This window comes from Siminovitchia acidinfaciens (assembly GCF_003605385.1).
GTDB classification, from domain to species: Bacteria; Bacillota; Bacilli; order Bacillales; family Bacillaceae_C; genus Siminovitchia; species Siminovitchia acidinfaciens.
Genome location: NZ_QYTV02000001.1, coordinates 325,713 through 346,437, shown reverse-complemented (window position 1 = coordinate 346,437; position 20,725 = coordinate 325,713). Strand labels below are relative to the sequence as shown.

Sequence of the window (20,725 nt, the reverse complement as noted above, 5' to 3'; positions counted from 1 at the left end):
GTTGGAGCTTTTATAAGAGAGTTGGAGCTTTTATAAGAGAGTTGGAGCTTTTATAAGAGAGTTGGAGCTTTTATAAGAGAGTTGGAGCTTTTATAAGAGAGTTGGAGCAACTCCCCCGATCCATCCAAGGATGTCCGGGGGAGTTGCTCCCATTAAGATTTCCTAACTCTTCAAAACATCGTGATCCACATAACGCTCGCCGTTCAATTCGGAGATGACGTTGATGGCCACTTTTGCCCCGTCGCCGGCCGTGATGATTGTGTGGACGCTCACGCCCGCGACTGTTCCTGCAGCCCAGATTCCGTCGATGTTTGTTTTCCCGTTGACTCCGGCGTCGACGATTGTTTTGATTCTTGGCTCTGTGCCTGGTTTTGTGTTCACTCCGATTTTTTCAGCCAGCGCAGCCAACGCACCGGTTGCCAAGATGACATGCTTGGCTTCGTATGTTCCACTTTCGCCTTCAACCTTGAATCCTTCATCGGTCTTCGTCACATTCACTACTGTATCCTGAACAATTTCCGCTCCAAAATTCTTCGCTTGCGTTTTTCCTGTTTCAATCAATTCAGGCCCAGTGATATCTTCAATTCCATAGTGGTTTCTAATCCATGCGCGCTTTGTCATGCTTTTATCAGCATCAATGACAATTGTTTTCTTTCCGGATTTGGCCGCAAATATGGCTGCACTTCCTCCGGCCGTCCCCGCTCCAATGATTGCGATATCGTACATATGTATCCACTCCTTTGAAGGTTATTCAACAGCTCTGAGTATATCATATTTTCTGAAAAGTGAGGCGGCAGATGCTTAGACGTGCATCTGCCTTTTTTTAATCAATCACTCTTGATCGTTAAAATACTCAGAGAAAAGGTCCAGAGCCGGCGCCCTGTATTCACGCAATCTCTTTATCCGTTTCTCCAGTAACTCTTCAAGCATACTCGCACTCACGGTACGGAGCAGGTCAATATCAATATCCCTGCCGAACCAGACAATATCGTCGTACCAGAGAACTTCAAATCCATGCAAACCCTCCACAACTGTGAGTTCAATATCCTCTTTCTTCTCAACAATCTCAACTATTTTTCGCAAGTATGATTCGGCATCTGCGTTCCCTCTGAACATCGCCGATGCCAAGCTTTCTCCACCCTGAACCCGCTGTTCCCGGAGCCAGGATCTTACCTCACTCATATCTGTTCCCTCCTATATTTTTCCCAAACGCTTGTGATGAAATAAAAAAATCCCTCTTGCAATGGATGCAAAAAGGGTTACGAAAATCCGTTCTATCATCCAAAGCGCTTCGCTTTGCTGGTAGGAGCACCTTGCTTTTCGCAGGTTGCTGTGGTGTCGTCGAGCCAGATCTCTCAACCACTCTGGATAACTATTAAATTACCATTATTATAAGTAAACGTTTCACTTTTTGCAAGTTAAGTCCTCGGACTCGCCCAAACCTGATGAATCATACTCATCCAGTGGCTTTCCGCCCTGTGGACGGTTAATCCCGAATCGTTCACAAGCCTTAATATGTCGCGCGTTTGGTGGCAACCGATCATTTTATATAAAAGTGGATTCAATACCCTTTGAGCCCCGGAGACGAAAACATTGGTGCTTAATCCATGCTCCAACAGTAATATTTTCCCTCCAGGCCTGCACCAGCGCTGAATTTTGCCCAGCATCTCTGAAGGATTTTCGTAACAGCAAAAAGACAATGTTGAAACGATCGTATCGAATGAGTGAGGTTCGAATTCCATTTCCTCTATATCAGTACAGATGAATTCAACCTTCATATTGAAGTTGGAAGCTTTCTTTTTTGCCTTGGCCAACATCTCTTCACTGAAGTCAGCAGCAGTTATCTTAACACTGGATGGATAATATGGAAAATTGGCTCCCGCACCGACAGCAAGCTCAAGCACTTCACCCTCCGCTTGGCTCAGAAGTTCTCTTCGCCACTTTCTTAAATTCGAAGGTTCTCTGTTTGTTCCATATCGTGCTGCCTGTTTGTCAAAAATACGTACCAGCCTCTCTTTTTCCAACTGATCACTTCCTCCGCTCTTGTTTTAATCAATTTAGCATCTATTAGGTAAAAAAACACCTGAAACGTCGCCCTTTTCCAATCTTTTAGAAAAAACAAAGACACCTTTTTAACAGAAAGATGTCTTTTCAGTCGCTCTTGATCACGGACCTAACCGCTTCGTTGATTTCCTGATAGCTTGTGCACCTGCATATGTTGGATGACAGCCAGCTTTTTATCGTCTCACCAGAAGGATTTGGGTGGTTTTGAAGCAATGAATGGCAATTGATGATGAAGCCTGGCGTACAGTAGCCGCATTGAAACGCGAAGTGTTCAATGAAAGCACGCTGGATCGGGGTATCGTGCAACCCTTCGATTGTGGTAATTTTATGGCCGACCGCTTCCACAGCCAGCATGATGCAGGACTTAAATGGGAGTTCTCCCACCATGACAGTGCAAGCTCCGCAATCTCCATTTAGGCAGCCGGGCTTTGGACCTGTCAAACCAAGCTTATTTCGGAGCACATGAAGCAGGGTTTCTCCGGCACGGATTTCAATTTCTGTCATTTCTCCGTTGATCTCCATCTCAACTTGAAATTTCCGGGTTTCCACTATGTCCCCTCCAGTCCTATCAAAAAATCCGTCAGCAGGTTCCGCAGCACAAACAGCCGATACTCGCTTGACCCTTCGATATCATTCAGCACAGGTTGGGGTACATGCGTGACGGCGCGTTCGATTCTGCTTTCAAATGACAAATCCGTTCTGTTTATTTCTTTCTCCATTGCAGTCGACCGAAATGGGAACGGACAAAGCCCGCTGAATGCCGCTCGGATTTGGCCGGCCGCTTTGACCGCCGCACCGGTAATAAGAGGGTAGCCAGTTTCCCATTGCTTCCGGATTTTTTGCGAAATATAAGGAAGTTCCAGGAAGTTTGCATCCGTCCGAATATTTACGAGCAGCTGCCCGTCTTCAAGCACGAGGTCATTGATAAGGACTTCATTTACCCCTTGAAAATCTGCTATGGTGACATGGCTTTCGGCCAGAAGAAAAGGTAAAATCGCTTCCCGGTAAAAAATTTTTCCGCAAATGTTCCCTCCGATTGTAATTTTATTTCTTGCTGTCCTGTCAGCGATCCCGCTCGAAACCTCCGTTAATAGCGGGAAACTGTTATCGTCTTCAAGGACGGTCAAAGGAACAGAGCTGCCTATCGTGAAAAGCTGCGATGTTTTTTCCAAAACCATCGTTTCCGGAATTCCTTTTACATCAATAATGGAGCGCGGTGAGTCAATATCAAGCCGGCCGAGCGTTAAAATTTCAGTTCCGCCGGACCAGTACATCGGCTTTTTGTTTGCCTTCTTCAATTCATGGAACAATTTTACAGCTTCCTCCAGCTTGGCCGGACGGTAGTATTCAACATTGGCTGGGAGCAATGTTCACGTCCTCCCTTCTTTCGTTCGCCATAACAGTTCAGGAGTGAGAGGCAGATGATGAAGGTCCATTTGCAGCGCCGTGGATAAACCGTTCGCCAATGCCGCCGGCATGCCGATTAGACCATGCTCCCCAACTCCGCGAGCACCGTACGGGCTATCGATCTGAGGAGTTTCAACAAAACCCACGATGTATTCAGGCTGCTCTCCAAAGCGTATCGGCCGATACGTCCGGAGCTGAGGATTGAGAACCCTGGCATATTCGTCAAAAATAAAGGTTTCCCGCCCCCCAAAAGACAATCCGATGTTCATCGCTCCCATCACTTGACCTTCTGCCGCCTTTTGGTTCATCACCCTGCCGATATCAATGACGGAAACAGCTTTTAACAAACGGTACCTGTATGTTCGCGTATCAATTTCGATTTCAACGCCTTGCGCACCGACAGTCCATTCGGGACCAGGCTTGCCCGCACCCGTTTCTTTATCCAGCCGGGTTAAATGTCTGAGTGTGTATGTTCCGCTTCCGATGATCTGGCCGCCAACCGTATTTCCGTTAGGAAACATGTACCCGTAGCCAATATCTTTTACTGCGATATTTATGTCAGGATCATCTCTTAAAAATACTTTTTCATAGCCTACTTCCAAATCCTCAACAGGGGCACGCAAAATACAGGATGCCCTTTCTTTCAATTGAAAAATGACATCTTCTGCCGCGTTTAACACAGCCCTCCCGGCCATGAAAGTTCCCCTGCTCGCAACGGTTTTCCAATGTTCCGGCGTATTTAATGTATTAACCAACATTTGAACATGAATTTTTTCAATGGGCATTTTCAATCTTTCTGCTAAAATTTGAGCCAGAACCGTTTTGGTCCCCGTTCCGATCTCCACGACGCCGGACATTAAGTTGATACTCCCATCCGGATTGAACGTTAAAATGACTCCTGAGCTAGCGTTTGTATCGATTGTTGAAGTTTTCCAAATGCAGCTGATTCCCTTCGCCCTGATGATGTGCTCATCAACCTTGATTCTCTGCCCCTCGCCCCAGTTGAACAACTCCTTCAGCTTGGTAATACATTTTTGCACATTTCCCACATTGCTTCTATTCAATTTTACTCGTGTAGGCGACGTATCCCCCGGCTGGATGGCGTTTTTATATCTGAAATCAAGCGGGTCCATGTTCAATTTTTTTGCGAGCATATCCATCGTCCGTTCAAAAGCGAAATGGACTTCCGAATGGCTGAAGCCCCTGAACGGAGCGGGATAGGGATGGTTCGTATACATGGCCAGCGAATCGCAGTAAATATTATCAATTCGGTAAGGCCCGGTGCAGTCAACAGCACCTGCCCTCGCCAGGTCGATCGATTTATCTGAATAGGCGCCGCCATCCCATAAATAAAGGAGCTCTGCAGCTTTTAAAATTCCTTCCTTTGTACATCCGAGTTTTACTGTGGCCTCCAGTCCAATATGCCCGGGGGCGGTGACCATATCCTCTTCCCTGTTGTTGACGATTTTCACAAGCCTTCCGTTTACCGCCTTTGATGCGATATATGCGAGGATTTCAAGCTGCACCGATGCTTTTCCTCCATATGCCCCGCCTACCAACGGAGTTTTTACAACAATGTTTCCCGATGGAACGCCGAAGTATTGGGCAATCAGCCTTTTTATCATAAAAGGTGCTTGCGACGTTGAGGTGATTTCTATCGTTCCGTTTTCATGGATTTGCGCAAAGGAACATCGGGTTTCCATTGCCGCATGGTCTGAAGGGTTGAAGGAAAAAGAGGCCTGTACAGTCAGATCGCACTCTTCCCAGCCTTTTTTGATATCACCTTTACGGATTTTTATTTTTGAGGCGATATTTGTCCCAGGTACCGGATAAACACCGGCTATTTTTTCATAGCTTCCAAGGTTTTCGTGAAGCAGCGGCGCATCAGGCTGGAGAGCTTCACTTGGAGAGTTCACAACCGTAAGGGGGGTATATGTAATGTGGATGTTATTTGCCGCGCGCTGGGCTATCCCAAGGTTATTAGCAACAACAATAGCAACAACTTCCCCATAATACCGCACCCGGTCAACGGCAATTGGCGGGCGGTCACGCATCTCTTCACCTGTTAGCGGAAAATTTCCGCCTGTAATAATAGTGCGCACTCCCGGGATTTCAAGCGCATCGGACAGATCGATTTTTTCGATTCTGGCATGACCGTATGGGCTTGTCACGATTTTTCCATACAGCATCTCCTTCGACTCAAAATCATTCGTATATTTCGCTTTTCCGGTCACCTTTTCCCAGGATTCTTTCCGATACACACTTTGTCCCAGTATTTTCATGATTCTTCCCCCCCATCCCCTTTTGGGCATGCTATTTCATTTTATGACAGTAGTGGAGGTTTAATGATATTTCACTGAATGTATTGCGGCAGGAGCCCTATATGAATACTTTATACATGAGTAATTGGCAGGTGACACACTGAAAAAAACATTGCAGAATAGAATTATCTGGGTATTAACCTGATGACCCCTTTCCTGTTGATCTCGGGTCAAATAACGATGAAAGGGATGTTCGTTATACCGGCCGAAGGATTTTACATACCGCTACAAGGGCCTATCACCGGAGGAAGCAGATTGGCTGGAAAGTCTAAAATAGCCACGATTGTTATAGATTCAATTGACCTAGTTCTTGCTCTCCTATTGATATTTGGCCTTATCAGCGTCAGGGGTACGTTGATTGGCTCGGGGTATTTTTCCATTGTTGTCAGCGGTCCTATTTTCGGCGCACCGAAACAAAAACGGCAGATACGGTGCCTTATAAATAATCCGGAGGCTTCCGCTTTTTATAGCGGGAGCTTCTTTTGGGGATCGGTGAAAAATGTGATGACATGCCTGCTTTTTAGATATAATCAAATTAAGAGTTTGGCAGGGAGGGGGGGAAAGGTGAGCAATAAAGAAACGTTAACGCTTCATAACGTTCCGCTGTTCCACGATTTGGACGAAAAAGAATTGGATCGGCTGAAGGGTATAACGATTACGCGCTTTTTTCCAAAAAAATCGATTGTATTTAAAGAAGGCGCAAGGAAAGAAGCAATCTTTTTCATCCAAAAGGGACTGGTGAAAACTTTTAAAACGGACGAAAACGGCCACGAACAGATTGTCTCTTTCCTGAAGACTGGCGACATGTTTCCGCACACAGGTTTTTTCAACCAAAATCCTTATCCGGCTACAGCCCAATCGATAGCGGACTCAACTTTGTTGGCCGTTCCGATCCAGGCGTTTGAACAATTAATAATGGAAAAACCTTCAATCGCTATCAAAATGATGCGAGTTATGGGTGATATCATCCGTGGACTGCAGGAAAGAATTCAAGTTTTATCCGGAAAAGACGTCAGGCAAAGAGCCCTGTCCTTTCTCCTTACACTCGCAGGTCAGCACGGACGAACAGCCGGTGAAAAAATCATCATCGATTTCCCGATGACCCACCAGGAATTTGCCAGGCAGAAATAGTCTATCTAGACTGGCTGCTATGTTTTCCAATTCTTCTTTGGTAAGTTCATTAGGATCAGCTTTATTTTTATCATAGGTGAATAATGCAACGGGCAGGATTGGCAAGCGGTGCTTTTCGCAGAGGCGGTTGTGGTAGATGAACATGCGTTCGTTGAAATGATCTTGGCAGTATGATTGTGGTTCTACTTGTATTAATATTATGCTGTCTTGTCCGCGGGGTCTTGTTTTAACCAGCAGGTCGACGACTTTCTTCTCACCTTCCATTAAATCGTTTAAGAAGGTGATGTCCGAAAAGTCAATGGCTTCGGCTGCTTCCAGTAAAAAAAGCATGATGAATTCCTCGAAAAATGTTTCGATCAGAAGCTTGAATAAACGATCATGATCGAGCAATTGGACTCTCTCCTCCCACCTAAAGAACGAGCGTTCCCCATTTGTATTATCATATATCGCGGAGGAGAATCCGTCAACCTAATAAATTATAAGAAAGGAGCTGGCCGCCGTTCAAAATCATTTTCGCTCAAAATTTATATATGAAGTCTGCATGATCCTTTTCGCTGTCGCCTCCGTAGCGACGATTTGGGTTCAAAGCCGCATTGGGGTTTTCATTACCTGGACGGTTTGGCTTGTCTTCTTTCTCGACTTCTCGACACGCTTTTTTCAAGCTCAAGATAAATGGGCCTTTGTGAAAAAGAACCCCTTTTTATTGATTGCGATCATTCCGCTGGACAGCATTTTTCAGCTCGCCCGCATTACCCAAATCATACAATTATTCCGGTTAAAAACGATGACGAAATACTTTGCTTCACCTTTGGTAAAGAAACTAAAAAAGAGAAGGTTAATTCTGCTCTTGCCGTACAATTTACTCCTTGTATTTTTATTCACCATTCCTTTATTTCACTTGGAGCCAGCTGTCCATTCATACAAAGACGCCTTTAAGGAATGTCTCTTTGCACTTGTATTCTTTGGAAAAAGCGACCTTCAACCGGTGAAAGTTACGGGAAATGTAATCATTGTTACGTTGACGATCCTCGGTGTGGTTATGCACGCTGTTATCATTAGTTACATATTAGCCGCGGCACTTGAACTGCGGGTGGTACAGATATTTCTGAAGAAGTTTAGATCCAAGAATAAAAACATGTAAAGCAGCCCCTCCGGATTTAGAGTTGGCTGCTTGTCTTTACAAAAGTATACTAAGTTCTATCAAATTATATATTAATCCATTATTAAGATAGTTGCATGGTATACATGACTTGCAGAAGGTAAAAAACGGACCAACCTATAAATACAACCTTAGCCTCTCTTTACAGCCAAAGAAATCCCCTGTCCAACACCAATACACATCGTAGCCAGGCCGCGTCTGGCTCCCCGCCTTTGCATTTCATAGATGAGCGTGGTGAGGATCCTAGCACCGCTGGCACCCAGCGGATGCCCGAGCGCGATGGCACCTCCGTTGACGTTGACTTTTTCAATATCTAGCCAAAGTTGCTTTACGCATTCAATCGCTTGGGAGGCGAACGCCTCATTGAGCTCCACCAGGTCGAAGTCGTCGGCAGTCAACCCGGTACGTTCCAACAGATTGCGGGTCGAATAGATTGGGCCGAGCCCCATGACAGCCGGTTCCAGTCCGGCTGTCGCGGAGGCGATGAAAGTAGCGAGCGGCTTCACTCCAAGTTCTTTTGCCCGTCTGCCACTCATGAGAAGTAAAGCAGCCGCTCCGTCATTCACGCCGGAGGCATTGCCAGCTGTGACCGTGCCCCCGGGAAACAGGGCAGGGAGGCTACCTAGTTTCTCCAGTGTCGTCTCCGGGCGCGGATGCTCATCTGTGTCCACAACGGTTACTTTGCCTTTGCGGTCCTTGACTACAACAGGTACGACTTCCTCGGCAAACCGCCCAGCTTCCATAGCGGCATTTGCTCGTTGCTGACTGAGATAGGCAAATTTGTCCTGTTCTTCCCGTGAAACCCCGTATCTTTTAGCCACGTTTTCCGCTGTCTGCGGCATGGAATCGGTCCCATACATCTCCTGAAGCTTCGGATTGATGAACCGCCAGCCGATTGTCGTATCGAACAGTTCCATATTTCCCCTTGGAAATTCTGCTTCCGGCTTTTTCATGACGAACGGCGCCCGGGACATGCTTTCCGTCCCGCCAGCGATGAGTATGTCCGCTTCCCCCGCAAGGATCGTGCGGGCAGCCATGCTGACGGCATCCAGGCCGGAACCGCACAGGCGGTTGACTGTCGTACCGCTTACTGTTTCGGGCAGCCCTGCCAAAAGAAGCGACATTCGCGCTACGTTCCGGTTATCTTCACCGGCCCCGTTGGCATTGCCGAAGATAACGTCCCCGATTTCTTCAGCCGGCAAGCCGGGGTTCCGCTCCATCAGCGCCTTGATCACTACAGCCCCCAGGTCATCAGGCCGCACCCCTTTTAAGACCCCACGGTACCGGCCGATCGGCGTCCTAACCGCATCCACAATGACGACTTCATTCATCGGCTGCTCTCCTTTTGAAGCAAGCTTTCGCCGATGCGGAAGCCTGCAGTCGTCTTCCCTTTGACTTCTTCCAAGGTGGCGTCTCCCATCAGCTCGGTCAGCTCATATCCTCCATCTCTCCAGTGGAAAACGGCCAGGTCCGTAATGATGACATCCGCAATGCGCTCGGCTGTAATCGGAAACGTGCAGCGCTCAACGAATTTTGGGGAGCCGTCTTTGGAGACATGGCCCATCGTAATAATGATTTTCTGGGCACCGGACAACAGATCCATCGCCCCGCCCACACCGATGATGTCTTTTCCCGGAATGGCCCAGTTGGCAACCATCCCGTTGCCGTCCACCTGCAAGGCGCCGAGGATGGCGACATCGACATGGCCGCCGCGAATCATCGCAAACGAATCGGCGCTGTGGAAATAAGAAGCTCCGACCGCTTCTCCGACTGGGAGCTTGCCCGCGTTAACGAGGAGCGGATCAACGTCTTCCTCATCCACGGAGGTCACGCCGAGCAGTCCGTTTTCCGTGTGCAGGTAATATTTGCTCTGGTCCAGATAATCGGGAACCAAAGTAGGAATGCCGATCCCCAGGTTGATGATGGAGTGGGGAGTCAGTTCTTCAGCTGCTCTCTTGGCAATCAATTCCTTCATATTCATGCTTCGACCACCCCTTCATTCGTCAAGATGAGTTGGCTGGTAACGATCGCGTCCACATACAGGTGCGGGGTGACGATCTCTTCCGGAGACAGCTCTCCCTCTTCAACAATCTCGTCCACTTCCGCAATCACATAATTGGCCGCTGTTGCCATAATCGGGTTGAAATTTCGGGCTGTCTTATAGTAGACTAGATTGCCCTTTGTGTCCGCTTTTTTTGCCCGGACAAGGGCCACATTGGCTTTCAAAGCTTTTTCAAACAGATAGGTCTCCCCGTCAATTACCTTCGTTTCCTTGCCTTTGGCCAGCTCCGTTCCGACGGCGGTCTTCGTGTAGAACCCGCCGATTCCCGCCCCGCCTGTGCGGATGGCCTCTGAAAAAGTCCCTTGAGGGAGCAGGCCAATCTCAAGTTTCCCTTCGTTATACCACTGGGCGACTTCCCGGTTACTCGTGAAATAGGAGCCGATGGCCTTCTTGATTTTTCCCTGCCTGAGCAGCAGTCCCAGGCCTCGTCCGGCTTCCCCGACATTGTTACTGATAATCGTCAGTTTGTCCGCGTTATGCCGGGTCAGCTCCTCGATCAATGTCAGGGGGCTGCCAATCAGGCCGAACCCGCCGACCATGATGGTGTCTCCGGACTTTACAATTCTTCGGATGATTTGCTGTGCATCCGTCTGTTTGGTGGCACTCATGACTTCACTTCCTTTTGAGATAAAAATGAATCCAGCTGTCCGTTGATTTCCGGCTGCGGGTTGAACACCAATTCATAATGATTGGCTGAAGTCATGGCCGTACGAATGTTTCCGGCCGTTTCTTTTGTCCGGGCATAGCCCTCTTCTTTAAAAAGAGGACCCTTGTCTCCAAGGCTGCCGATCGCCGTCAGCAGGAAAACGGGGCAGTTGACCCTCGCCAGCACGTCTTCCGCTTGGAATGTATAAAAGCTTTCGAAGTCCCGGGCGATGGTGTCCGGGTCGGACTTGTTCCTCCATGCGCCGCCGTCTTCCTTGATTTCATAGCGGACCACCTCTTCCATATGCGAACCCCAGTCGATGCCAAGGCTGGTATACAGTTTTTTCGCCTCCTGCGCATAATGGTCCGGGCTGGCAAAGGTCTTTTTCAAACGATCCAGGGAAGGGAGGACAAGCTGTCTGGTAACTTCGTTCGCTTCGCCGGCCCCATCCAGAAGGATCAGCGCTTCTGTCCTCTCCATTCGGCTGGCGGCGATGGCGCTGATATACGCTCCCATGGAATAGCCTAAAAGGATAGGATGTTCGATCTCAAGCGAATCAACCAAATCCAGCAGGTCATCGGCATGGGTGTCAATCGAGCTGTCCTTCGGAGCCGTATCGCTGTTTCCGCGGCCCAGGATATCGTAGCTGATGAACCGGTAACCGGAGAGGGCCTCCTGGTAATAACGAAGCTGCTTGTGGTTGCCGGTGAGGCCGTGGGAGCCGATGATTGTCCCCTGTTCACCGGGCGTTTCATGGATATAAAAGGTGCGTCCTTTCTTGGTCGTCACATACTGTCCCATTGTTCATATCCCTGCTTTCTGTTTTTTAATCGACAATGTATATGGAATAGTTCACTTTGCCGGGCAGCCGGATGCCCCTGGAGACGAACAGCCGGCGGTTCAGCCAGTCGTACTTGACAGAAGCAGTCTCAAAGATAGGAGCGGTCCGAAAATAGTACTCGTCGGGGTCGACCTCCTCGTTGTTGTCCAGCCGCCGTAGAACTTCCGGATACCCGGTGCGGATGCCTCTATAGGACATCATAATCAGCTCCCCGTCGTTTGTTTTTAGCAAAATTCGCACGTCCTGAATGATCGTGCCGTCTTCCCGGACGATGATCCAGTCGTCACCTCCGGGAATCACTTCCGCCGTAAGCCGGTCGCCTCTGAGCGACCCGCCGATGACGCGGATGATTCGCCGGTTGCCGACTGGGGTCTTACCGGGCAGGTGGGCACCTTCAACAGTCAATTCCATGTCACATAAAAACGAAAGGGAGGGGGCAGGCAAATGTCTCATATGATAAACCTCCTCATCACTGTAAATTTCATAGATTTCAAATAGTGATCTATATTAACTAACATTCACTTTCGCACATGCAAAGGCCTTTTCACTGACTTTAATCGATTCAGTTGGACAACCATCATGTGCATCCATTAAATCATCTTCCAGTTCTCCCAAAATAGGAGTGATCCCTTGGTTATCATCCAAGACGCTAAAAGAAATACCTTCTTCATCGTAATTAAATATGTCGGGAGCTACTTCTCCGCATGCGCCGCAAGCAATACAAGTCTCTCTATCTACCATTGTAAATTTAGCCATTCTAGCTCCTCCCTCTAGTAGGAATTTTATTGCTGCATTTTTAATCCCTTTCTTCTATGGGACTCTCACATAAAATCAGCGACAAGCTCGTGAAATAAATCTGAGTTTAAATCCAGCGGGATTTGTGCCAATGGTTTTTCGGCATATCCTTTCACCATCTCCTGATACGAGGGACGTTCCTCCTGAAAAATAATCCCCGTGACCATACTTTTATTTTCCAATAAAGTGTTCATTGCCATTTTACGGTCCTTTGGATCATACCCCTCAATATCGCTCAACCTGATCAAATTCTCTCTGAACCAATCATACGTATTGAATTTGTTGTATGTCACACAAGGACTGAACACATTGATGATAGAAAATCCATTATGCAAAATTCCAGCCTCAATTGTAGCTGTCAAGCCTTTTATATCGGAAGAAAAGCTTTGGGCCACAAATGTAGCCCCGCTGATCAATGCCGTCTCCATTGGTGATAAAGCTTTTTCAATTGAGCCGTCCGGAGTGGAGGTAGTGACAAATCCACTTTCCGATCGGGGAGATGTCTGGCCTTTTGTCAGCCCGTACACCTGGTTATCCATCACAATATAAGTCAAGTCCATATTACGGCGCATAGCGTGGATCGTATGACCGATCCCTATTGCAAATCCGTCCCCATCCCCTCCGGCTGCGACAACAGTAAGGTCCCGGTTACCCATCTTTACTCCCTGGGCGATTGGAAGCGCACGTCCGTGGATTCCATGAAACCCATAGGAACGGATATATCCCGATAGACGGCCGGAGCATCCAATCCCGGATACAAGCACAAGTTCTTCGGGGGTAAGTCCAATATTAGCAGCTGCACGCTGAACAGCCGCCTGCACCGAGAAGTCTCCGCAGCCTGGACACCAATTGGGCTTGACTCCATTTCTGAAGTCCTTAAATGTTGACATAGTCATATTCCAACAACTCCTTGCTTCCTTCATACACATCCTCAGAATGAAATGGATCTCCATCAAATTTCAGCGCACTGTGAATCTTATCTATATGGCCCACATTCATCTTGAGGATATTGGCCAACTGGCCTGTGGCGTTATTTTCCACAACCAATACATGCCGGGCGGCCTCTATATATGGCTTTACATGTTCTACCGGAAACGGATGGACCAATCGGATATGCACATGGTTCACTTTGGCTCCCTCTTCTTCCAACCGCTCCATCGCCTCCATTATGGCACCGCGGGTGGAGTTGAATCCTACCAAAAGCAGATCGGCCTTTTCATGAGGAGCAAGCACCGCAATTGGATTTTGGAACTGCTCAGCGAAACCATCCAACTTACGCCCCCTTTTCTCCATTTGAGCCTGTCGATTAGATGCCGTTTCATTCGGGCGCCCTTCTTCATCATGTTCCAACCCTGTCACATGATGGATCCCATGCTTTGTTCCTGGAAGCACTCGCGGCGAAGTACCATCTTCGGTCACTTCAAAGCGTTTGAAATACGTAGATTTGCCCTTCTTTTCCTCTGGTTCATTTACCAGTTTTCCCCGGCGAATCTCTACCCGATCCAGCTCTAATGGCTCAACTGTTTGCTTTGCCAACGAAAGTTGCAAATCAGACAGTACAATGACTGGACATTGATATTCTTCGGTAATATTGAATGCCTCCACAGTATCGTAAAAGGCTTCCTCAGCAGTACTTGGAGCTATCACCACTTTGGGAATTTCTCCGTGGGTCCCATAGATCACCTGCATCAAATCGGATTGTTCTTGCTTTGTCGGCAGCCCTGTGGAAGGGCCTCCCCGCTGTGTATCCACGACAACTAGCGGTGTTTCTGTCATACCGGATAGCCCGATCGCCTCCATCATCAGTGATAACCCTGGACCTGCCGAAGCAGTAAAGGCGCGGGCTCCTGCGTAATTGGAACCGATGGCCATAGTAACGGCTGCAATCTCATCTTCGGTTTGTATGACGGTTCCGCCGACCTTTGGTAACTGTTTAATCAAATACTCCATAATGTCCGAAGCTGGTGTAATAGGATAGGCAGGCATAAAGCGAGCCCCTGCTGCTATAGCACCCAAGGCGATTGCATCGTTTCCGATCATGAACATCCGCCTTTTTCCATCCGACTGTGCAAGCGAAAAAACACGGGAGCCTTCTTCAAGGATTCCTTTCATAAATAAGTAGCCCCTTCGCATCGCTTTCATGTTTTTTAAGACGACGTCCTCACCTTTTCTACCAAATATCTCTTTAATAACCGTAGTGAAAGTCTCAATTTCTTTATTCATTACAGCGCAGGTGGCTCCTATTGCAACCATATTTTTCATCAAAGTTGTACCTAGTTTTTCGGCAATCTCCGTAAAAGGTACTGAATATAATTGAGCCTTAGAGGCAGCAGGATTTCTCGGTTTGAACTTGGCGTCGCCAATAATCACGCCATCTTCATTTAGCTCATGGAAGTTTAAATCAATCGTTTCTTGATCAAATGCGATGAGAATATCCACATCCCTCGTCACCGTATGCACCTGTTTAGTGCTTACACAAATTTTATTATTCGTATGTCCTCCTTTAATTCGGGAAGAGAAGTGACGGTATCCATATAAAAAATAGCCCAAACGACAAAAACCTTTAGAAAAGATATCTCCTGTGCTTTCTATTCCTTCCCCTTGCTGACCCCCGACTTTCCATACAAGCTTTTCAGCCATTCATCTCATTCCTCATTTCGAAAGATTTTCAATCAGTAAAAGTGATACGTTCTATAAATGAGACCTGTCCCGCAAGTGAGTGTAGACGAAATTCAGTATTTCACTGGAATATCTCCACTCCCTCTTCTTTCCTCTCGTATTTTCTCACTTTCTTTTCGTCCAGCTCCACGCCAAGCCCGGCTCCCGCAGGAACCAGAATGGAACCGTCCTTGATGGTCAGCGGGTTTTTCACCGGATCATCCGCCAGCCAGCCGGGCCCGAACAGTTCGCTCCCGTAATCCAGATTCGAGATCGATGCATAGGCATGAACGCAGGCGGCGGTCCCAATGGAGCTTTCCAACGAAGTCCCTCCGAAACAGGAGATGCCGGCTGCCTGAGCAATCCCGGCAATTCTCACCGTATTCTTCATCCCGCCGGATTTATGTATCTTCAGGGAAAAGATATCCGCCGCTTTCTCTTCCGCCAGACGCATGGCATCCTGGACAGTGGCCAGGCTTTCATCGGCCATGATGGGCACTTTTTTCATCGCAGCAAGCTGGGCTAGCCCCCTGATGTCTTCGGGTGGCAGCGGCTGCTCGAGAAAGTCAATTCCCGATTCGAAGAAGGCGTCCATCCATTTCATCACGGTGACTTTATCCCATGAACCGTTCGGGTCGATTCCGATGGAGGACCTGCCCCGGATCCCTTCTGCGATTCGGATATTCCGCAGGGCATCGTCATCAGGACTCTCCTTCCCGGACTTAGTTTTGAAGTTGTCATAGTGCCCGGCGTCCACATGGCTGATCGCTTCTTCGATATCCCCTTCGGGAGTGCCGGATGCCAATGCCCAACGGACTGGGATCTTTTCCAGGTGCAGGCCGCCCAGTAGTTGGTGGACCGGCACGCCGTACATTTTTCCGAGCGCGTCATACAGGGCCATTTCAACTGTGGCTTTCGCAAAGTGGTTGGCACGGATTTGCCGGTTAAGCTTTTGCATAAGCTTTTCGATAAAAACCGGATTTTCACCCAGGAGCAGGGGGGCGGCGTACCGGTCGATGACGAGCTTCATCGTTTCCACACTCTCGCCGTTCCACCAGATTCCCGGAGTTGTTCCTTCCCCGATGCCGACAACGCCGTTGCTAAGCTCCACCTTGATTAACACAAAGCTTTTGGCCGACACTTTCTCTGTTGAAAATTGATGGGGACGCTTGATGGGTATATCCAAAATTTTTGTATGAATGCGCTTGATGCGTATGACACTCACGATGATTCCCTCCGTTCCTTCTGAATATTAGGTAAAAAACAAGGGGACATTGAACAATGCCCCCTTGGTATTCATTTTTATTCCCTGCGCATCACAAAGTTTAAGGAAGCCTCTTTATGATCGCCTTTATCTTCCAGCTTGGTGATGAGTTCAGTTCGTACGCCATCCGCCACGTCTGATTCCAGCCACTTGTCGCCTTCAAAAAACACCTGGGTGATCAGGGTTTCATGGCCGTCAGCTTCAAACATGAGGTGGAGGTGAGCCGGGCGCATCGGATGCTGATCTACGTATTCCAGGAATTCCCCGGTCGGACCCTGATCTGGAATCGAATAAGGAAGCGGAACGATGGACTTTACTTCAAAGTTCCCGTTTTCGTCAGTGAAGAAATGTCCCCTCAAATTGTATCTTGGTGCATCGGAATCAAAGGCGGAGTATTTGCCGGAGTTATCGTTTTGCCACATTTCCACCCTCGTATTCGCCAGCGGCATACCGTCGACGCTGCTCACATTTCCTTTGAAGATCAGTACTTCTCCTGGTTCATCCGGACGCTGTGTCAGCACAAGTTGCTGGCCAGGTTCGCTTTCCACAAGCGGGGAGCCTTCGATGAAGTAAGGCCCAAGAAGGGATGGCTGGGTGCCTGGTTTATCCGTATACATAGCCCGAAGCACATGGGTTTCAAGGAATACATCCGCATATAATGGGAGCTCCCCAGCACGTCCCAGGCGGTCCGCCCAATTGACGAAATTGGTATACTCCTCGTGATTCAACCTCGCTTCTTTCAAAAACTCCTGCATATGCTTGATGTACAGATTAAAAACCTCTTCTACACGAACATTTTTTACAGCTTGCTTGCTCATAATAAATTCCTCCCGCTCCATTGTTTTTTCTGATTAGAGATTGATTTCAAGTTGAATTGTTTTTTCCTTTGGATAAACGTCTTTAAAATATTCTTCAAAATGGGAAAGGTGTTCCCCCATTTTTTTCGCAGCCTTCATTGGATCTTGGTTATAAATCAGAGTATAAATGTCTTCCAGCTCTTCATTTAATGTCTTCTTCAAAGAAATCGGCACATTGATATATTTAAATAGTGGTACGATGATACGCGCTAACGTCACAAATGACAGATTGATCAATCGGTTTTTTGTTGCAAGTGAAACGTTTTGATTAAAAAGATAGTTGTTTTTACAAAAAATCAAGTCTGACATGGGTTCACTATTCAAGAAGTGGATATTTTCCTTCAACCTTTGCAAATCATCGTCCGTTCTCCGCAAAGCTGCCAGGTAGGCCGCCCGGACTTCTATAATCCGGCGTTGCTCTATCACTTCTTCTATGGTAGTGCCTGCCAAGGATAAGGATAAGCTTAAGGCATCTCCGAAACTTTGATTGATTGCATTTTCGGTGATTGTCGATACGTAGTGTCCCCCGCTCCTTCCCGGCCTCGTCTCAATCAGCTTCTCGCAGGAGAGCAGATACAGGGCTCCTCTGATCGTGTTCCTGCTCACATGAAGCGTTTCGGCCATTTCTGTTTCACTTGGCAGTTTCTCCCCTTCCTTTAAATCCCCGTAAATAATTGCTTGTTTAATATGATCCGCGATTTGCTCCGTTACACTGTATACTTTGAAATCATTTAAAAACCCAGTTCCACGAGAAGCCATTTTAAGCCCCCTCACTTGATTTTCTTGCCTATCCAACCGCTGACATTCACATCAACAGTCTACTCAGCTGTAAGGTCGCACCTATTAAACAACGCACCCATCCGAATTCATACACTCCTTTCTCCGGGGGATCAGGTATGAATTAAAAACTCCTTATTCAAATAGAATCCGAGTTTCATATCCCGAATATTAGGAATACTCTTCTGTTAGAATAGGTCAAAATATTCTCGTTGCTCCCAGTCGGTAACAACCATTTGGTGGTCTTCAATGCCATTTTCTTTAACAAATGCTTCGTAACGGGAAATCTCACTTTCTTTAATTTTGGTAATATAATCAATAAACAAATCTCCCATTTTCTCACGGTACAATGTATCTTTCTTCAAGGCTTCCACCGCTTCTTTGAGACTTCTCGGCAGTCTTTGGCGATCGTCATTGTAGGCCTCTTTACTCGGTATTCCCGGATCTATTTTGTTCTGAATACCATGCGCACCTGCGATTACTTGAGAAGCAAGATACAGGTATGGATTCGCGGCAGGCTCCCCGATACGGTTTTCAAACCGCACATTCTTTTCACCAGGAGCTCCGATCACTCTAAGCATAGTCCCACGGTTATCATCTCCCCAGCCGGCCCGGTCGGGAGCTAAAGAGTTAGGGTTAAGCCGTTTAAACCCGTTAATTGTCGGAGTGGTAAATACAGAAGCGGCTTGTGCATGCATTAAAATACCACCCATGAAATGCTTTCCAATTTCTGATGTCGGTTCAAGCTCGTATGGATCTTTGAGAACATTTTCACCTGTTTCAAGACTCCGGATTGATTGGTGTAAATGCCATCCACTTGAGACAAAACTTGAAAATGCAGGGCGGCACATGAAGGAGCCGACGTATCCGTGCCTTTTACATATTTGCTTCACTGTATTTCTGAAAAGCAGCATAGTATCAGCCGCTTCCAACCCTGTGAGAGGCTCAAATGTGAACTCTTGCTGACTCGGCCCCCATTCATCTTCCATGGTGCTTAACGGTAGTCCCAAAGCTGAAAGCGCGTTTGAGATTTCATACAATACATCGTCCACTTCGTCAAGATGGGACTCCAAGTGATATTGATATCCCCTGGCGGAAGATAAGACAGCGGGTGCTTCTGCCGCAATGCCGGGCGCTCCCATGAATTCGGGATTCAGTTTGTTATCGACAATCTTCATCAAATTCCATTCAACTTCAATTCCGGAAATATATTCGAAACCGGAATCCTTGAACTCGTTGAGGGCTTTTCTTAAAATACCCCGACTATCAAAAGGCAACGGCCTACCATCCTTTAAATAGGCATCTGTAAGAATCCAAGCGGTATGAGGGGCCCACGGTAAAATTCTGAAAGTCGACGGATCAGGGATCAGACGATAGTTAGGACAACCGGTCATTTCCTCTAAATCAAAACCGCCTCCCTCTTGGAATGGATTGAAGACGATCGCGCTTCCTGTATCAAAGAACAACGGCCCTGTGTTGAATTCAAGCCCGCTTTCCAACACTCTGTGAAAAGCTGGAACCGTCATTGTCTTCGCTCGTGAAATTCCATGTTGGTCTGCCCAGGCCACCCGGATCAGACGAATGTTCTTTTCTTCTATCGTTGCCTTGATTTGCTCAACCATTTCCTCTTCTTCTTTGCTTCTTAGATTGTGAATCCCCACAAAACTAGAGTCTACTTTTAACATGTTCATCTCCCCCAATCTTAAAATTCGATATTATACGTTCCAAGGAAACAGCGAGTAGATCAATGCTTTTTTTGTCCTGCAAAATCTCAGGGTGCCATTGTACGCCAAATATCGGTGCAAAATCAGGTTTAGCTTCAAATGCTTCAATGAGCCCTTCCGGCGACCAAGCTAAAGGTGTCAGCTCGGGTGCTAAAGTGTCAATTCCTTGATGATGCCAAGAATTGACACTTAGTTCTTCACCAATCGTTTCTTTCAGCCACCCGGCAGTCCTTACTTTATGTACATACGCTGCTGGACCCTCAATGGATCTGTGCGGAACTTCAGTGGACCAGTCCGGCAAATGTTGGTGCAACGTCCCCCCCAAAACCACGTTCACCAATTGCAAACCGCGACAGATGGCGAAGATCGGTTTGCCTTTCTCAATTGCCAGTTCAATGATTCCCTTTTCAAAATGATCCCTGGCACCATCCTTTTCAAAGAATGTCTTCGGGTGAGGGACCTGTTCATATAAATTCGGATTAACGTCAGGTCCTCCAGGGATGACGATCATATCCAACCGATCAATGATGCTACGATCCTCATGGGGTGAAATCATACAGGCATGAAAGCCCACTTTTTGGAAATACGACAGAGTATTTTCCGCGCTATATAAAACTCGTTCAGTTTTAAAGTCTGTATTTTTTTGATTGACCAACTCCACTTCACGGGTGAAAGGTGTCTGTAAATCATAGATTGTTCCAACAATGCCAGCTAACGGTTTCAGTTTTATCCCCCTCCCAGACGCTTTTCGATGGACGTTTTCCAAGGTTGCAATTCATCCAGTTCCGACAACACTTGCTTCATTCTTTCATAACCCGTTTGATCCAATGCCACCCACGTATCGTCAGGCACTTCATCATAGATGCTGTAATCCCATATTTCGGCCTCTTGGACAACTTTCGCCAAAATGCGATATTTTTCTATCAGCTTCTCCTGCTGCTCTACCTTTCTGGATAACTCTTTTACTTGTAAAACCAGTAACCTTTCACTCTCTTCCACTCATCTGTCCTCCCTTGACG

General features: G+C 47.3%; 22 protein-coding genes and 1 riboswitch. Of the genes, 2 read left to right on the top strand and 20 right to left on the bottom strand.

Annotated elements, in window-relative coordinates:
* Positions 1-162: 162 nt before the first annotated feature.
* The 6 genes from D4T97_RS01580 to D4T97_RS01555 form a co-directional block, all read right to left on the bottom strand.
* Positions 163-726, bottom strand: a complete 564-nt coding sequence (locus D4T97_RS01580) for an FAD-dependent oxidoreductase (protein WP_126046996.1) — start codon at positions 724-726, stop codon at positions 163-165.
* Positions 727-831: 105 nt separating this feature from the next.
* A complete protein-coding gene (locus D4T97_RS01575; protein ID WP_126046994.1) occupies positions 832-1,182 on the bottom strand; it encodes a hypothetical protein in 351 nt (116 codons plus the stop codon).
* Between the two features lie 89 nt (positions 1,183-1,271).
* Positions 1,272-1,375: riboswitch (SAM riboswitch) on the bottom strand.
* Positions 1,376-1,418: 43 nt separating this feature from the next.
* Positions 1,419-2,024 carry a class I SAM-dependent methyltransferase gene (locus tag D4T97_RS01570; RefSeq protein WP_126046992.1) on the bottom strand — a complete coding sequence of 202 codons (606 nt, stop codon included), beginning with the start codon at positions 2,022-2,024 and terminating at the stop codon, positions 1,419-1,421.
* Positions 2,025-2,151: 127 nt separating this feature from the next.
* The gene (locus D4T97_RS01565) at positions 2,152-2,616 is read right to left on the bottom strand and encodes a (2Fe-2S)-binding protein (protein ID WP_164525463.1); all 465 of its coding nucleotides are present in this window, start codon (positions 2,614-2,616) and stop codon (positions 2,152-2,154) included.
* Positions 2,613-3,431, bottom strand: coding sequence for an FAD binding domain-containing protein (locus D4T97_RS01560; protein WP_126046990.1), 819 nt, complete (start codon positions 3,429-3,431; stop codon positions 2,613-2,615). The genes D4T97_RS01565 and D4T97_RS01560 overlap by 4 nt, the downstream gene beginning before the upstream one ends.
* Positions 3,432-3,434: 3 nt before the next feature.
* A complete protein-coding gene (locus D4T97_RS01555) occupies positions 3,435-5,753 on the bottom strand; it encodes a xanthine dehydrogenase family protein molybdopterin-binding subunit (protein WP_126046988.1) in 2,319 nt (772 codons plus the stop codon).
* A gap of 294 nt (positions 5,754-6,047) precedes the next feature.
* Between D4T97_RS01555 and D4T97_RS01550 the strand changes: the two genes are divergently transcribed.
* The gene (locus D4T97_RS01550; protein WP_235872122.1) at positions 6,048-6,923 is read left to right on the top strand and encodes a Crp/Fnr family transcriptional regulator; all 876 of its coding nucleotides are present in this window, start codon (positions 6,048-6,050) and stop codon (positions 6,921-6,923) included.
* A 541-nt stretch (positions 6,924-7,464) separates the two neighbouring features.
* Positions 7,465-8,064, top strand: coding sequence for a hypothetical protein (locus D4T97_RS01545; RefSeq protein ID WP_164525429.1), 600 nt, complete (start codon positions 7,465-7,467; stop codon positions 8,062-8,064).
* Positions 8,065-8,213: 149 nt separating this feature from the next.
* Here D4T97_RS01545 and D4T97_RS01540 read toward each other — a convergent pair whose 3' ends face one another.
* The 14 genes from D4T97_RS01540 to D4T97_RS01475 all read right to left on the bottom strand — a co-directional run bounded on the left by D4T97_RS01540 (position 8,214) and on the right by D4T97_RS01475 (position 20,705).
* Positions 8,214-9,413 (bottom strand): acetyl-CoA C-acyltransferase, encoded by a 1,200-nt coding sequence (locus tag D4T97_RS01540; protein WP_126046984.1) that lies wholly within the window; start codon positions 9,411-9,413, stop codon positions 8,214-8,216.
* Complete coding sequence (locus D4T97_RS01535; RefSeq protein WP_126046982.1) at positions 9,410-10,063, bottom strand: 3-oxoacid CoA-transferase subunit B; 654 nt, start codon at positions 10,061-10,063, stop codon at positions 9,410-9,412. The genes D4T97_RS01540 and D4T97_RS01535 overlap by 4 nt, the downstream gene beginning before the upstream one ends.
* Positions 10,060-10,752, bottom strand: coding sequence for a CoA transferase subunit A (locus tag D4T97_RS01530; protein ID WP_206435517.1), 693 nt, complete (start codon positions 10,750-10,752; stop codon positions 10,060-10,062). The genes D4T97_RS01535 and D4T97_RS01530 overlap by 4 nt, the downstream gene beginning before the upstream one ends.
* Positions 10,749-11,591, bottom strand: coding sequence for an alpha/beta fold hydrolase (locus D4T97_RS01525; protein WP_126046979.1), 843 nt, complete (start codon positions 11,589-11,591; stop codon positions 10,749-10,751). The genes D4T97_RS01530 and D4T97_RS01525 overlap by 4 nt, the downstream gene beginning before the upstream one ends.
* 25 nt (positions 11,592-11,616) lie before the next feature.
* Positions 11,617-12,084 carry a DUF3237 domain-containing protein gene (locus D4T97_RS01520; protein ID WP_126046977.1) on the bottom strand — a complete coding sequence of 156 codons (468 nt, stop codon included), beginning with the start codon at positions 12,082-12,084 and terminating at the stop codon, positions 11,617-11,619.
* Between the two features lie 54 nt (positions 12,085-12,138).
* The gene (locus D4T97_RS01515) at positions 12,139-12,387 is read right to left on the bottom strand and encodes a ferredoxin (RefSeq protein WP_126046975.1); all 249 of its coding nucleotides are present in this window, start codon (positions 12,385-12,387) and stop codon (positions 12,139-12,141) included.
* A gap of 65 nt (positions 12,388-12,452) precedes the next feature.
* On the bottom strand, positions 12,453-13,316 hold the full coding sequence (locus tag D4T97_RS01510; protein ID WP_126046972.1) for a 2-oxoacid:ferredoxin oxidoreductase subunit beta: 864 nt from the start codon (positions 13,314-13,316) through the stop codon (positions 12,453-12,455).
* Positions 13,303-15,066, bottom strand: coding sequence for a 2-oxoacid:acceptor oxidoreductase subunit alpha (locus tag D4T97_RS01505; RefSeq protein ID WP_126046970.1), 1,764 nt, complete (start codon positions 15,064-15,066; stop codon positions 13,303-13,305). The genes D4T97_RS01510 and D4T97_RS01505 overlap by 14 nt, the downstream gene beginning before the upstream one ends.
* A gap of 100 nt (positions 15,067-15,166) precedes the next feature.
* Entirely contained in the window at positions 15,167-16,309 is a 1,143-nt protein-coding gene (locus D4T97_RS01500; RefSeq protein WP_164525428.1) for a muconate/chloromuconate family cycloisomerase, read from the bottom strand.
* 77 nt (positions 16,310-16,386) lie between these two features.
* Positions 16,387-17,166, bottom strand: coding sequence for a dioxygenase family protein (locus D4T97_RS01495; RefSeq protein ID WP_126046966.1), 780 nt, complete (start codon positions 17,164-17,166; stop codon positions 16,387-16,389).
* Positions 17,167-17,199: 33 nt separating this feature from the next.
* Positions 17,200-17,964 (bottom strand): FadR/GntR family transcriptional regulator, encoded by a 765-nt coding sequence (locus D4T97_RS01490; RefSeq protein WP_126046964.1) that lies wholly within the window; start codon positions 17,962-17,964, stop codon positions 17,200-17,202.
* Positions 17,965-18,170: 206 nt separating this feature from the next.
* On the bottom strand, positions 18,171-19,667 hold the full coding sequence (locus D4T97_RS01485; RefSeq protein WP_126046962.1) for a glutamine synthetase family protein: 1,497 nt from the start codon (positions 19,665-19,667) through the stop codon (positions 18,171-18,173).
* Positions 19,648-20,472, bottom strand: coding sequence for a gamma-glutamyl-gamma-aminobutyrate hydrolase family protein (locus tag D4T97_RS01480; RefSeq protein WP_164525427.1), 825 nt, complete (start codon positions 20,470-20,472; stop codon positions 19,648-19,650). Before D4T97_RS01480 ends, D4T97_RS01485 begins: the two co-directional genes overlap by 20 nt.
* Positions 20,433-20,705 carry a hypothetical protein gene (locus D4T97_RS01475; protein WP_126046958.1) on the bottom strand — a complete coding sequence of 91 codons (273 nt, stop codon included), beginning with the start codon at positions 20,703-20,705 and terminating at the stop codon, positions 20,433-20,435. Before D4T97_RS01475 ends, D4T97_RS01480 begins: the two co-directional genes overlap by 40 nt.
* Positions 20,706-20,725: the final 20 nt, after the last annotated feature.

Coding starts and splice junctions, on each gene's coding strand:
- D4T97_RS01555 (WP_126046988.1), bottom strand. CDS start 5,753: ATGAAAATACTGGGACAAAGTGTGTATCGGAAAGAATCCTGGGAAAAG.
- D4T97_RS01515 (WP_126046975.1), bottom strand. CDS start 12,387: ATGGCTAAATTTACAATGGTAGATAGAGAGACTTGTATTGCTTGCGGC.
- D4T97_RS01535 (WP_126046982.1), bottom strand. CDS start 10,063: ATGAATATGAAGGAATTGATTGCCAAGAGAGCAGCTGAAGAACTGACT.
- D4T97_RS01540 (WP_126046984.1), bottom strand. CDS start 9,413: ATGAATGAAGTCGTCATTGTGGATGCGGTTAGGACGCCGATCGGCCGG.
- D4T97_RS01530 (WP_206435517.1), bottom strand. CDS start 10,752: ATGAGTGCCACCAAACAGACGGATGCACAGCAAATCATCCGAAGAATT.
- D4T97_RS01505 (WP_126046970.1), bottom strand. CDS start 15,066: ATGGCTGAAAAGCTTGTATGGAAAGTCGGGGGTCAGCAAGGGGAAGGA.
- D4T97_RS01495 (WP_126046966.1), bottom strand. CDS start 17,166: ATGAGCAAGCAAGCTGTAAAAAATGTTCGTGTAGAAGAGGTTTTTAAT.
- D4T97_RS01520 (WP_126046977.1), bottom strand. CDS start 12,084: ATGAGACATTTGCCTGCCCCCTCCCTTTCGTTTTTATGTGACATGGAA.
- D4T97_RS01485 (WP_126046962.1), bottom strand. CDS start 19,667: ATGTTAAAAGTAGACTCTAGTTTTGTGGGGATTCACAATCTAAGAAGC.
- D4T97_RS01510 (WP_126046972.1), bottom strand. CDS start 13,316: ATGTCAACATTTAAGGACTTCAGAAATGGAGTCAAGCCCAATTGGTGT.
- D4T97_RS01575 (WP_126046994.1), bottom strand. CDS start 1,182: ATGAGTGAGGTAAGATCCTGGCTCCGGGAACAGCGGGTTCAGGGTGGA.
- D4T97_RS01545 (WP_164525429.1), top strand. CDS start 7,465: ATGATCCTTTTCGCTGTCGCCTCCGTAGCGACGATTTGGGTTCAAAGC.
- D4T97_RS01580 (WP_126046996.1), bottom strand. CDS start 726: ATGTACGATATCGCAATCATTGGAGCGGGGACGGCCGGAGGAAGTGCA.
- D4T97_RS01490 (WP_126046964.1), bottom strand. CDS start 17,964: ATGGCTTCTCGTGGAACTGGGTTTTTAAATGATTTCAAAGTATACAGT.
- D4T97_RS01525 (WP_126046979.1), bottom strand. CDS start 11,591: ATGGGACAGTATGTGACGACCAAGAAAGGACGCACCTTTTATATCCAT.